Annotated in this window: 11 protein-coding genes; all 11 read right to left on the bottom strand. The window is 64.1% G+C overall.

Annotated elements, in window-relative coordinates:
- Positions 1 to 17 precede the first annotated feature (17 nt).
- On the bottom strand, positions 18 to 1,232 hold the full coding sequence (gene metK / locus RA302_RS14245) for a methionine adenosyltransferase (RefSeq protein ID WP_003944827.1): 1,215 nt from the start codon (positions 1,230 to 1,232) through the stop codon (positions 18 to 20).
- A gap of 188 nt (positions 1,233 to 1,420) precedes the next feature.
- A complete protein-coding gene (gene coaBC, locus RA302_RS14240; RefSeq protein WP_085989960.1) occupies positions 1,421 to 2,671 on the bottom strand; it encodes a bifunctional phosphopantothenoylcysteine decarboxylase/phosphopantothenate--cysteine ligase CoaBC in 1,251 nt (416 codons plus the stop codon).
- 44 nt (positions 2,672 to 2,715) lie between these two features.
- Positions 2,716 to 3,015, bottom strand: coding sequence for a DNA-directed RNA polymerase subunit omega (gene rpoZ / locus RA302_RS14235; protein WP_003944996.1), 300 nt, complete (start codon positions 3,013 to 3,015; stop codon positions 2,716 to 2,718).
- Between the two features lie 98 nt (positions 3,016 to 3,113).
- Positions 3,114 to 3,713, bottom strand: coding sequence for a guanylate kinase (gene gmk / locus RA302_RS14230; protein ID WP_003944801.1), 600 nt, complete (start codon positions 3,711 to 3,713; stop codon positions 3,114 to 3,116).
- A 36-nt stretch (positions 3,714 to 3,749) separates the two neighbouring features.
- The gene (mihF, locus tag RA302_RS14225; RefSeq protein ID WP_003944825.1) at positions 3,750 to 4,070 is read right to left on the bottom strand and encodes an integration host factor, actinobacterial type; all 321 of its coding nucleotides are present in this window, start codon (positions 4,068 to 4,070) and stop codon (positions 3,750 to 3,752) included.
- A gap of 369 nt (positions 4,071 to 4,439) precedes the next feature.
- Positions 4,440 to 5,639: a glycosyltransferase 87 family protein gene (locus RA302_RS14220; protein WP_230793238.1), complete on the bottom strand. Its 1,200-nt coding sequence runs from the start codon at positions 5,637 to 5,639 to the stop codon at positions 4,440 to 4,442.
- 57 nt (positions 5,640 to 5,696) lie between these two features.
- The gene (gene pyrF, locus RA302_RS14215; RefSeq protein ID WP_007728008.1) at positions 5,697 to 6,518 is read right to left on the bottom strand and encodes an orotidine-5'-phosphate decarboxylase; all 822 of its coding nucleotides are present in this window, start codon (positions 6,516 to 6,518) and stop codon (positions 5,697 to 5,699) included.
- Positions 6,515 to 9,871: a carbamoyl-phosphate synthase large subunit gene (carB, locus tag RA302_RS14210; RefSeq protein ID WP_003945010.1), complete on the bottom strand. Its 3,357-nt coding sequence runs from the start codon at positions 9,869 to 9,871 to the stop codon at positions 6,515 to 6,517. The genes pyrF and carB overlap by 4 nt, the downstream gene beginning before the upstream one ends.
- On the bottom strand, positions 9,871 to 11,046 hold the full coding sequence (gene carA, locus RA302_RS14205; protein ID WP_007728009.1) for a glutamine-hydrolyzing carbamoyl-phosphate synthase small subunit: 1,176 nt from the start codon (positions 11,044 to 11,046) through the stop codon (positions 9,871 to 9,873). The genes carB and carA overlap by 1 nt, the downstream gene beginning before the upstream one ends.
- Positions 11,043 to 11,609, bottom strand: coding sequence for a transporter (locus RA302_RS14200; protein WP_030536423.1), 567 nt, complete (start codon positions 11,607 to 11,609; stop codon positions 11,043 to 11,045). Before RA302_RS14200 ends, carA begins: the two co-directional genes overlap by 4 nt.
- Positions 11,610 to 11,615: 6 nt before the next feature.
- Complete coding sequence (locus RA302_RS14195) at positions 11,616 to 12,923, bottom strand: dihydroorotase (protein ID WP_003944990.1); 1,308 nt, start codon at positions 12,921 to 12,923, stop codon at positions 11,616 to 11,618.
- Positions 12,924 to 12,938: the final 15 nt, after the last annotated feature.

Raw genomic sequence — 12,938 nt, 5'->3', positions numbered from 1 at the left:
CGTCTGTACGTCAGTGATCAGAGACCAGCTGCGCTACGCAGCTTGTCGGCGCGATCGGTGCTCTCCCACGGGAGGTCGATATCGGTGCGACCGAAGTGACCGTATGCCGCCGTCTGCGCGTAGATCGGGCGCAGCAGGTCGAGGTCGCGGATGATCGCTCCCGGACGCAGGTCGAAGATCTCGGTGATCGCCTTCTGGATCCGTGCCGGATCGGTCTTCTCGGTGCCGAAGGTTTCGACGAAGAGTCCGACCGGAGCTGCCTTGCCGATGGCGTAGGCGACCTGAACCTCGATGCGGTCGGCCAGACCTGCGGCAACAGCGTTCTTGGCCACCCAGCGCATGGCGTAGGCAGCGCTGCGGTCGACCTTTGACGGGTCCTTGCCGGAGAACGCGCCGCCACCGTGGCGAGCCATTCCGCCGTAGGTGTCGACGATGATCTTGCGGCCGGTCAAACCGGCGTCACCCATCGGGCCACCGAGGACGAACTTGCCCGTCGGGTTCACCAACAGACGAACATCGGAGGTGTCGAGATCGGTGAGGTTGACGTCGGTCAGCACCGAGTGAAGCACCTTCTCGCGAAGATCGGGCGTCAACAGGTTGTCGAGGTCGATGTCAGCGGCATGCTGGGTGGAGATGACCACGGTGTCGAGACGGACAGCCTTGTCACCGTCGTACTCGATGGTGACCTGGGTCTTGCCGTCCGGGCGCAGGTACGGCAGCACGCCGGACTTACGGACCTCGGTCAACCGGCGAGAGAGACGATGAGCCAGCGCGATGGGCAGCGGCATCAGTTCCGGCGTGTCGGTGGTGGCGTAGCCGAACATCAGGCCCTGGTCGCCCGCACCCTGACGGTCGATCTCGTCGTCGCTGATTCCGTCGACGCGAGCCTCGTGCGAGTGATCGACACCCTGCGCGATCTCGGGCGACTGGGCGCCGATCGCGACGTTGACGCCGCAGGAGTTACCGTCGAAGCCCTTTGCGGAGCTGTCGTAGCCGATTTCGAGGACCGTGTCGCGCACGATCTTCGGAATGTCCGCGTACGCAGTGGTCGTGACCTCACCGGCTACGTGAACCTGGCCGGTGGTGACCAGTGTCTCGACGGCCACGCGGGCGCGCGGGTCCTGGGTGAGCAGCGCGTCGAGGATCGAGTCGCTGATCGCGTCACAGATCTTGTCCGGGTGCCCCTCGGTGACGGACTCGCTGGTGAATAGCCGACTGCCGGACTTGCTCACAGATCTCCCTCTCGACGACTGAGTTCTTGACTACAGCTTATTGAAGTATCCGAATCACCGTTCGGTGACCGTTTTGTCATGCTTTGTTAGCTGGGGGCTGAGCCGACGATAACGGTTGGACCGCCTGCGCAACACCCTTGTACTCACCCGATTATCGTGGGGTAACTCTCACCACCGGGCGCGTGTCGCTACTCGGGAAAGAGCTTGACCAGGGCGTCGAGTACTCGACTGGCCATCAAAGCCTTGGATCCGTGTTCGAGAGCGGACTCCGAGCCGTCGGAACCGAGCAGCCAACCGTCGTTGTGATCGACCTCGAACGCCTTGCCCTCGCCGACCGCATTGACCACGAGGAGATCGCAACCTTTGCGGGCAAGCTTGGAGCGGGCATAGGTGAGTACGTCACCATGGGCGTCACCGGTCTCAGCGGCGAATCCGACGATCACCGTTCGAGCATCCAAGTCGCCGTCACGACGCGCTTCGACGAGACCGGCGAGGATGTCGGCATTTCTGGTGAGGCTGATCGAGTCGGGTTCGTTTGCGCCCTTCTTGATCTTGCTGCCTTCGACGGTGGTGGGGCGGAAGTCCGCGACAGCCGCAGCCATGACGACTCCGTCGTGTCCCGGTGCGTGCTTTTCCACTGCCAACCGGAGATCTTCGGCCGTCTTGATGTGCACGACGTCGACAGCGGCGGGGTCGGCGAGATCAGCCGTGTACCCGGCGATCAGTGTCACGTGCGCGCCGCGTTGCGCGGCAAGACGGGCGAGCGCGTAGCCCTGCTTGCCCGAGCTGCGATTACCGAGAAAGCGCACGGGATCGAGCGGCTCGCGAGTACCGCCGGCGGTGACCAGAATGCGGCGACCCTCCAGGTCGCGCGGCAACGCGTCCGAGCGCTCGAGGAGCAACGATGCCAACCCGACGATCTCGTCGGGTTCGGGAAGTCGACCGGCTCCGGTGTCTTTCCCGGTCAAACGCCCGGAGGCAGGTTCGATCACGTGGACGCCGCGCGAACGCAGTGTCGCCACGTTCGAGACCGTTGCGGGGTGCTCCCACATCTCGGTGTGCATTGCTGGGGCGAAGACGACCGGACAGCGCGCGGTCAACAAAGTGGCCGTCAACAGGTCGTCTGCGCGACCCATGACCGCTCGCGCCATCAGATCAGCGGTTGCCGGCGCGATGACGACCAGATCGGCTTCCTGTCCGAGACGGACATGCGGAACCTGCGGGACGTCGTTGAAGACGCCGGTGTGAACCGGGTTGCCGGAGAGTGCTTCGAACGTCGCGCGCCCGACGAACTCCAGAGCGGATTCGGTCGGAATCACGCGGACGTGATGACCGCTCTCGGTGAAGCTGCGGATGATCGAGCACGCCTTGTACGCGGCGATACCCCCACCGACACCGACGACAATGCGCTTACGTATCGATGTGGGCGCGTCGGACACTCCCCCGACACCCGAACGAGGTTCGGGTGCGGCAGATGTGGTGCTCACTCGCCTTCGGTGTGCTCGAGGAGATCAGCGTGGATTTCACGCAACGCGATGGACAGCGGCTTTTCCTGCAGACCGGGCTCGACCAGAGGTCCGACGTATTCGAGGATGCCGTCACCGAGCTGGTTGTAGTAGTCGTTGATCTGGCGCGCGCGCTTGGCCGAGTAGATGACCAGGGCGTACTTGGAAGAGGTGCGTTCGAGCAACTCGTCGATCGGCGGGTTGGTGATGCCGAGCGGGGTGTCGTAGGCAGGCAGAGCGCCCTGACCTGCTGCGGACGCGGCTGAAGTGCTGCTCACTCTTGTGTCTCCTGAATTAGATCTTCATTGAAGAACTAGTTTTATCGATCCGGATATCTGAGAAACGGGGTGGAAATCGGTTCCCGAAGGGTGCGGAATCAGTTCCCAACCAACAAGGATACCAACTCATCGCAAGCACGGCTTACATCCTCGTTCACGATGACCGTGTCGAACTCGTCCTGTGCGGCCAATTCCACTCGGGCCGTCTCGAGTCGGCGCGCCACGACGTCTTCCGTTTCGGTTCCACGTCCGGTCAGCCGTTGCACCAGAACGTCCCAGCTCGGTGGAGCCATGAACACCAACAGAGCCTCGGGCATCGCCTTGCGGACAGCTCGTGCTCCGGCGAGATCGACCTCGACGAGAACGGGCTTTCCAGCTTCGAGCGCTTCTTCGACCGGAGCTGCGGGGGTGCCGGAGCGCTGCAGGCCGCCGTGGATTTCCGCCCATTCGAGAAGTTCACCGGAGTCGATCATCCGTTGAAATTCTTCACGGGAGGTGAATCGGTAGTCCTTGCCGTCCACTTCACCTGGACGGGGATCGCGAGTGGTCGCCGAAACACTGAAAACGAGTTCAGGCAACCGAGTTCTCAGCTCGCGAACGACGCTGGACTTACCGACAGCCGAAGGGCCGGCCAGTACAACCAGCCGACCCCTCCGCACTGCGGTCTTGCTCTCTGACACTGTTGCGTCAGCAATCATCAGACACTGCCGCGTCAGCAATCATCACTTGTCGGCTCAGGCCTCGAAGTCGAACTTGGTGAGCAGAGCCTTGCGCTGCCGATCACCGAGGCCACGAAGGCGACGGGTCGGTGCAATCTCCAGCTCGGTCATGATCTCCTGAGCCTTGACCTTGCCCACCTTGGGCAGCGCCTCGAGCAGTGCCGAAACCTTCATCTTGCCCAAGATTTCGTTGTCTTCGGCGTCCTTGAGGACCTGCTTGAGGTCGGTGCCGCCACGCTTCAGGCGCTCCTTGAGCTCAGCCCTGGCCTTGCGGGCAGCAGCTGCCTTCTCCAAAGCAGCAGCGCGCTGCTCATCAGTCAACTGGGGAAGGGCCACGGTTCCTCCGTCTCGTCGTGTGCAAATTTTGTCTATTCCGCTGATAACCAGCAGCGATAGCGACCGTACTCACGCCTGGCGCGAATTGCTAACCCACCCCCCGCGGTCCGATGCAGATCGCGGTGGGTTATGCGCGTCGAATCGATGTCACGGATCGTCACCGTTTTCGGCTGGATCGAGACGAATTCGACGCCACACGAACGTGCGTACAGTACCGAAATAGACTGTAACACAATGTATTTCGACCCATAGCGTGCGACACCCCCGTGCGAGTGTGCGAAATCGTTACCTGCGGGAATGAACGTGGTCGCCGACACATCCAAAATTTTCGAGCATTTTCGACGCCTATGCGCGTGTCGCGGCCCGTTTTCAGGTCTGCAGCGACGATTTCGGATCGCCGGCGTCGACCGTCTCGGGTTCGATGCGACTCACGCCGGGGGCGGCCAGAGCGAGCACTACCGCGAGGCTCGCCCAGAGCAATGAATTCTCCAGCACGAAGCCGACTACCGGGATATCCATGTCCGCGCCGACTCGAGGAAGCCGAAACAGCACTACGACAGCGGTGAGACCGATCGCGATCCAGGACCACACAGGGACCGATCGAGTGCCCTCCCCCACGCCAGACTTGATCGGAACGAGGAGTACACCGACCGCCGGCACCAACCACACGAAGTGGTGCGTCCAGGCAATGGGAGTCACGATTGCCGCCAGCAGAGCCACCACCGTGAAACCGGCGAGATGGCCCCGCAGGCGCTGAGCGCGCCGCGTCGCGACAATTCCGAGGACACCCAACACCGCACAGGCGACGAGCCATGCCGGACCCACCAGGCCCTCGGGAAGTAGCCGCAAGGCCATTCCACGCACGGACTGGTTACCGAACACGGACGGGTCACCGACGGCGACGCGCCCCGAGAGTGAGGCGATGTCGCCGAAGTAGTCGATCGTCTGGCGCGGGAGAACCGCAAAGCCCAGAGCCGTGGCGCCGAGGAAGCCGGCGAGGCCGCCCGCAACTGCTTTCCAGCGCCCGGTGATCACGTAGTAACCGATGTAGACGAGTGGCACCAGTTTGACCGCGCCGGCGATCCCCACCAGCACACCCTCGGGAATCCACCGTGGTCGAGCCAGCACGTCGATCAAGCACAGGAGAGTCAGAAACAACCCGACCTGGCCGTACCCGAGGTGATCGGAGATCGGCGATGCCGCCGTCCACAGGACCAGGAAACCCACGTAGACGACGACTGGCCGCTTACGTGTGAACGGGACTTCGCGATAGCTGAGCACGATGATCGCGGCCAGCATCAGGAGGCTGACGAAACTCCATCCCCACTGGACCGCACCCCAGGAACCCAGGGCGACTGGAACGGCGACGAGCGCAGCGAAGGGCGGATACGTGAACGGCAGTCTCGCGTTGAACGACTCGTCGTACAGGTTCGAGCCGTCGAGGACGGCCTGACCCGCCGTCCGGTACACGGCGAGATCGTCGCCGTGTACGCCGGTGACGGATTGGAACCCGGTGGCCAGCAGCGCGCACGCCGCGACGAGAAGTCCGATCTGCCACCAACGATTCACCGACGGACGGTACCACCGGGTTCCACCGCTCGAACGAGCCTCGAGGTCACTCACGGATCAGTTCGCCAATGCGGCTTCGATCTCGTCTCGGTCACGCATTGCTGCCTCCCGAAGTGCCGATACCGAAGGACCATGCTTGAGCACCCCACGGGAAGTGTTCGGCAGCAGGAGCTCGGTCGATCCCGCGAAGATGTCTGCGAGATCCGCTGCCGTCGCACCCTGAGCGCCGAGTCCCGGAGCGAGAATCGGGCCGTTGAACTGCGACAGGTCCAGACCGTGGTCCCGAGTTGCACCGACCACCAGTCCGACGGTGTCACGGCCGTCGCCGTTCGCATCGACCGCAGCGTCGACGATCGACTGAGCCACGCTCACACCGTCAGTCGACGACTGTTGAAGTACGCCGCCTTCCGGATTGGAGGTTCGTGCCAGGACGAAGATCCCGCGGGCGTTCTGCCGTGCCAGTTCGAGTGTCGGAGTCAGCGCCCCGAATCCCAGGTACGGCGAAACGGTGACCGAGTCGGAGGCCAACGGCGAATCACCCAACCAGGCTTGCGCGTACGCGTCCATCGTCGAACCGATGTCACCGCGCTTGGCATCCGCGACGACCAGAGTTCCCGCATCACGAAGAACCGAGATGGTCCGCTCCAACACGGCGAAGCCGGCGCTGCCGTAAGCCTCGAAGAACGCGACCTGAGGTTTGACCAGTCCGACCTCACCGGTGAAGGCCTCGACGCAGATCTCGGCGAAAGTCTCGAGACCTTCGGCCGTACGCGGCAGTCCCCACGCGTCGAGAAGCGCGGGATGCGGGTCGATACCGACGCACAGCCGCCCCCGGTCCGCGATCGCGGACCGGAGACGCTGCCCCCAACTGTGACTCACGACTGCTGTGCCGGCTGACGAAGACCTGCGTGCAATTCCTGCAGGGAGTGAACTCCGATGTCGCCGCGAATGGCTGCTTCGATGCCCTGCACGGCAGCCGAGGCGCCCTGCACCGTCGTGATGCACGGGATGTTCGACGCAACCGCTGCGCTTCGGATCTCGTAGCCGTCGACACGCGGGCCGTTGTTGCCGTACGGCGTGTTGATGACCATGGCGACCTCGCCGCTGCGGATCTGGTCGACGATGGTCTCGGCACCGGCCGGAACATCTTCACCCGACTGCTTGTACACCTGCTTGCACTCGATACCGTTGCGCCGCAAAACATCTGCGGTTCCTTCGGTGGCAAGAATGGTGAATCCGAGGTCTGCCAGGCGCTTGACCGGGAAGATCAGCGAACGCTTGTCCTTGTTGGCGACCGAGACGAACACCGCGCCCGTGGTGGGCAACGAACCGTAGGCGGCAGTCTGCGACTTGGCAAAAGCCGTACCGAAGTCGAAGTCGATTCCCATGACTTCACCGGTGGACTTCATTTCCGGGCTGAGCAAGGTATCCACGCCGGTACCGTCGGCGCGGCGGAAGCGGTTGAACGGCAACACAGCTTCCTTGACCGCGATCGGTGCACCGGCCGGGGTGTTTCCGCCGTCGCCCTTCGCCGGCAGAATGCCGCTCGCACGCAGTTCCGCGATGGATTCGCCGAGCATGACGCGGGCGCATGCCTTGGCCAGCTGGACGGCCGTCGCCTTGGACACGAACGGAACCGTGCGGCTGGCGCGGGGATTTGCTTCCAGCACGTAAAGGATGTCGTCCTTGAGGGCGTACTGGACGTTGAGCAGGCCCTTGACGCCGATGCCCTTCGCGAGAGCCTCGGTGGAGCGGCGGACGTTCTCGAGATCCGCCCGGCCCAGAGTGATGGGCGGGAGCGCACACGCCGAGTCACCGGAGTGAATGCCGGCTTCCTCGATGTGCTCCATGACGCCGCCGAGGTACACCTCGGTGCCGTCACACAGAGCGTCGACGTCGATCTCGACCGCGTCTTCGAGGAAGCGGTCGACCAGGACCGGACGATCGTCGGAGATCTCCGTGGCGCGCGAGATGTAGTCGGCGAGGGAAGCCTCGTCGTAGACGATCTCCATGCCGCGACCACCGAGCACGTACGACGGACGCACCAGCACCGGGTAGCCGATGCCTGCTGCGATCTCGCGGGCGCCGTCGAACGTGGTGGCGGTACCGAACTTCGGTGCAGGCAGACCGGCTTCGGTGAGCACGCGACCGAATTCGCCGCGGTCCTCCGCCAGGTCGATGGCTGCGGGGCTGGTTCCCACGATGGGGACGCCGGCAGCTTCGAGACGCTTCGCCAGTCCGAGCGGGGTCTGGCCGCCGAGCTGGACGATGACGCCGGCAACGGTGCCCGACTGCGCCTCCGCGCGGTAGACCTCGAAGACGTCCTCGAACGTCAGCGGCTCGAAGTACAGGCGATCAGCGGTGTCGTAGTCCGTGGAGACGGTCTCGGGGTTGCAGTTGACCATGACGGTCTCGTACCCGGCCTCGGACAGCGTCTGCGCCGCGTGGACACACGAGTAGTCGAACTCGATGCCCTGACCGATGCGGTTGGGGCCGGATCCGAGGATCAGAACCTTGGGTCGCTCGGTCTGCGGAGCAACTTCGGACTCGGCCTCGGGATCGAGCTCGTAGGTCGAGTAGTGGTACGGCGTCTTGGCCTCGAACTCTGCGGCGCAGGTGTCGACGGTCTTGTAGACAGGGCGCACGCCCAGCTGATCACGCAGAGCGCGAACGGCGTCCTCACCTGCGTGCGTGTCACCACCGAGTTCGGGGCGCAGAGCCGCGATCTGGCGGTCCGAGATGCCGTGGTACTTGGCCTGACGCAGGGAAGCCTCGTCGAAAGACTCTGCAGCGCGCAGCTTTTCACCGAGCTCGTGAATCTGCTGGAACTGGTCGAGGAACCACGGATCGATCTTGGTGGCGTCGAAGAGCTGCTCGACAGTTGCGCCGAGCGCGAATGCCTTCTCGATGCCGTACATGCGGCCGTCCTGCGGAACGCTCAGATCGGCGAGCAGTGCATCCAGGCTCTCCGTCTCGATGTCGGCGCCGGTCCAGTAACCCGCACGCTTGGTCTCGAGCGAACGCATGACCTTGCCGAAAGCCTCGGTGAAGTTGCGGCCGATGCTCATGGCCTCGCCCACCGACTTCATCGTGGTGGTCAGAGTTCCGTCGGCACCGGGGAACTTCTCGAAAGCGAACCGCGGAGCCTTGACGACGACGTAGTCGAGCGTCGGCTCGAAGCAAGCCGGGGTTTCCTTGGTGATGTCGTTGACGATCTCGTCGAGCGTGTAGCCGATGGCAAGCTTGGCCGCCATCTTCGCGATCGGGTAACCGGTCGCCTTCGACGCCAGAGCCGACGAGCGGGAGACACGCGGGTTCATCTCGATGACGACCAGGCGGCCGTCCTTCGGGTCCATCGCGAACTGGATGTTGCAGCCGCCGGTGTCGACGCCCACCTCACGCAGAATGTCGATGGAAAGGTCGCGCATCGCCTGGTACTCGCGGTCGGTCAGCGTCATCGCCGGGGCGACGGTGACCGAGTCTCCGGTGTGGACACCGACCGGGTCGACGTTCTCGATGGAGCAGACGATCACGACGTTGTCGCGACTGTCACGCATGAGCTCGAGTTCGTATTCCTTCCAACCGAGGATGGATTCCTCGATCAGGACGTTCGCCGTCGGCGACGCGGCCAGACCGCCACCGGCGATGCGGTTGAGATCGTCGACGTCGTACGCCATGCCGGAACCGAGGCCGCCCATGGTGAAGGACGGACGCACGACAACCGGGTAACCGAGTTCGGCGACCGTGGCGTGTACTTCGTCCATCGTGTAGCAAACTGCGGACTTCGCGGATTCGCCACCGACCTTGGCGACGATGTCCTTGAACTTCTGGCGATCCTCGCCGCGCTGGATGGCGTCGAAGTCGGCGCCGATCAGTTCGACGTCGTACTTCTCGAGGATGCCCTGCTCGTGCAGCGCCACTGCGGCGTTGAGCGCAGTCTGACCGCCGAGCGTCGCGAGGACGGCGTCGATCTTGTTGCCCTGCAAGGCTTCCTTGGCGATGACCTTCTCGAGGAACTCGGCCGTGATCGGCTCGACGTACGTGGCGTCGGCGAACTCGGGGTCCGTCATGATGGTGGCCGGGTTGGAGTTGACCAGGCTGACGCGCAGGCCCTCCTCCTGGAGGACGCGGCAGGCCTGGGTGCCCGAGTAGTCGAACTCGCAGGCCTGACCGATGACGATCGGACCGGAGCCGATTACCAGGATGTGCTTGAGATCTGTACGGCGTGGCATTAGTTCTTGACTCCGGTTTCTTTCCGTGCGGAGAGCAGGCTGGTGAAGCGGTCGAAGAGGTACGCGGCGTCGTGCGGGCCGGCTGCCGCCTCGGGGTGGTACTGCACCGAGAAGGCCGAATCGTCCAGCAGGCGAACACCTTCGACGGCTCCGTCGTTGGCGCAGGTGTGGCTGACCACCGCGCGGCCGAACGGGGTGTCGAATTCCTGACCGGCTTCGCCTTCGAGCGCGAAGCCGTGGTTCTGAGCGGTGATCGCGATGCGACCGGTCTGATGCTCGATCACCGGGATGTTGATTCCGCGGTGGCCGAACTTCATCTTGTAGGTGCTCAGGCCCAGGGCGCGGCCCAGGATCTGGTTGCCGAAGCAGATACCGAACAGCGGCAAGCCCTGTCCGATGACCTCTTTCGTGAGGTGGACTGCGCCGTCGGCGGTGGCTGGGTCACCGGGACCGTTGGAGAGGAACACTCCGTCGGCCTTCAGGTCGAGGATCTGTTCGAGACTCGCGTTGGACGGCAACACGTGGACGCGAATACCGCGCTCGGCGAACATGCGCGGGGTGTTGGTCTTGATACCGAGGTCGATGGCGGCAACCGTGTACAGCGCCTCCCCGCCCTTCGGCTCGACGACGTAGCCGCTGGTGGTGCTGACCTCACCGGCAAGATCGGCGCCGAGCATGGTCGGCTGATCCTGAACCCGTCGGACCAGTTCGTCATCGGCGGCGATGGCTTCACCGGAAAAAATTCCGGCCTTCATCGAACCGCGAGTACGCAGGTGGCGAACCAGGGCGCGGGTGTCGATCCCGGCGATTCCGACGATGCCCTGCTCTTCGAGCTTGGCCTGGAGCGAACCGGTTGCACGCCAGCTCGAGGTGACGCGCGAGGGGTCACGAACGACGTACCCGGCAACCCAGATCTTGGCGCCGGCACGCTCGCCGGTCGGTCCGACCGACTCGTCGTCTTCGTCGTTCCAGCCGGTGTTGCCGATCTGCGGTGCGGTGGAGACGACGATCTGGCGGTGGTAGCTGGGATCGGTGAGCGTTTCCTGGTAGCCGGTCATTCCGGTGCTGAACACCGCTTCGCCCAGGGTCTGTCCAACCGCACCGAAGGTGGTTCCGCGGAACACCCGTCCGTCTTCGAGGACCAGTACTGCGGGGCTGTTGTCAAAGCCGCTCATGCGTTCTTTCCGTTCTGCTCGATGTCGCCAGAGCTTGCGTCTTCGTTGTCATTCGTCTTGTTCGAAGCGGTCTTGTTCGAAGCAGTCACCGGCTTGACCCAGTCCGGATAAACCGTCTTGTCGTCACCGCGCACGCCCGTGTCGATCTCGGTTCCGCTCGGCAATTCCCAGCGAATCACCAGGACGCCGTCCTTGCTCATGACCTTGCCGGCAAGACCGTTCTCCGTGCGGATCGCGCGGATCGACTTCTCCGGAATCCAGATGGCCGACGCGCCGTCACGCTCGACCAGAATTCCGCCGCTGTAGTGGCTGATCTCGCAGGTGGCGCGGAAACCGAGGTCGCCGACGGCGATTCGGTCCTGCCAACTGGGTGCGATGGTGCTGCCGACGTACAGGCCGGTGGTCGGCAGGACGAGCAGTTCACCCAGGGTTGCCGGTACCGTCGGCAGTTCGCCGATCTTGTCTTTCTGGCGTCGAGCGCGTCCACGCCAGCCGACGTACATCAGGCCGATCATCGCGACCCAGAAGATCGCCAGACCGATGATCCACAGTGCTCTGTCCATGACGCGCTACTCCTCGCTACTCCGCAGCCGCACATTCCCGTCGTGTGCGGTGATGCGGCCACGTAACAGTGTGGTCGTGACCCGAGCGGGCAATGTCATCGACTCGTACGGAGTGTTATGCGCGACACTCGCCAGGTCGGGACCGTGGACCGTCCACTCGGCCGACGGATCGACCAATGTCAGGTTCGCGGGCTCCCCCACCTCGATGGGACGGCCCTGATCGTCGAGGCCGACGATTGCCGCGGGGCGCTCGCTCATGACCCGGGCAACACCGCGCCAGTCCAACAGGCCGGGCTGGACCATCGTCTGCACGATGATCGAGAGTGCGGTCTCGAGGCCGAGCATTCCAGGGCGAGCGGCTGCGAACTCGCAGCACTTGTCCTGCTCGGCGTGCGGAGCATGGTCGGTCGCGACGCAGTCGATGATTCCCTCGGCCAGACCCTTGCGCAGCGCGGCAACATCACTGGCCTCACGCAAGGGCGGGTTGACCTTGTTGATCGCGTCGTACGTCTCGAGCCGTGAATCGTCGAGGAGCAGGTGATGCGGGGTGACCTCGGCGGTGATCGAAATCCCTTGGCTGCGAGCCCACTTCACGAGTTCGACGGTTCCGGCGGTGGAGGCGTGGCAGATGTGAACGCGGGCGCCGGCGTCACGCGCGAGCAGTGCGTCGCGGGCCACGATCGATTCTTCGGCTGCTCGCGGCCATCCGGCCAGGCCGAGACGCGCGGCCGTGGGGCCCTCGTGGGCGACCGCACCGACGGTCAAACGCGGCTCTTCCGCGTGCTGGGCGATCAGGACGCCCAGTGAACTGGAGTATTCGAGCGCGCGACGCATGATCAGTGGGTCGTAGACGCAGTGGCCGTCGTCGGAGAACATCTTGACCTTGCCGACGCCTGCGGCCATGGTCGCCATCTCGGCGAGTTGTTTGCCTTCCAGGCCCGCTGTGACTGCGCCGACGGGGTGGACGTCGACGAGGCCGACTTCCTGCCCGCGTCGCCAGACGTGATCGGTGATGACCACCGAATCGGCGACGGGACTCGTGTTGGCCATCGCGAAGACCGCGGTGTATCCACCCAGAGCCGCTGCCGAGCTTCCGGTTTCGATGGTCTCGGTGTCTTCGCGGCCGGGCTCACGCAGATGTGTGTGCAGGTCCACGAAGCCGGGAAGCAGGATCTGCCCGCCGGCATCGATCACCTCGGATGCCGTGGCCGGATCGAGGTCCACGCCGATCTCGAGGATCGTGCCGTCGCCGACGAGTACGTCGGTGGGCTCACCTTCTCCGTAGATCAGGACTCCGCGGAGCAGGACACTCACGGGTGATTCTCCGTT

This window comes from Rhodococcus sp. DN22 (assembly GCF_036669995.1).
GTDB lineage: Bacteria > Actinomycetota > Actinomycetes > Mycobacteriales > Mycobacteriaceae > Rhodococcus_F > Rhodococcus_F erythropolis.
This window is presented reverse-complemented; position numbering and strand designations above follow the sequence as displayed.

Excerpts from the sequence above, each read along its gene's own strand:
- gmk (WP_003944801.1), bottom strand. The coding sequence starts at position 3,713 with ATGATTGCTGACGCAACAGTGTCAGAGAGCAAGACCGCAGTGCGGAGG.
- carB (WP_003945010.1), bottom strand. The coding sequence starts at position 9,871 with ATGCCACGCCGTACAGATCTCAAGCACATCCTGGTAATCGGCTCCGGT.
- carA (WP_007728009.1), bottom strand. The coding sequence starts at position 11,046 with ATGAGCGGCTTTGACAACAGCCCCGCAGTACTGGTCCTCGAAGACGGA.
- RA302_RS14200 (WP_030536423.1), bottom strand. The coding sequence starts at position 11,609 with ATGGACAGAGCACTGTGGATCATCGGTCTGGCGATCTTCTGGGTCGCG.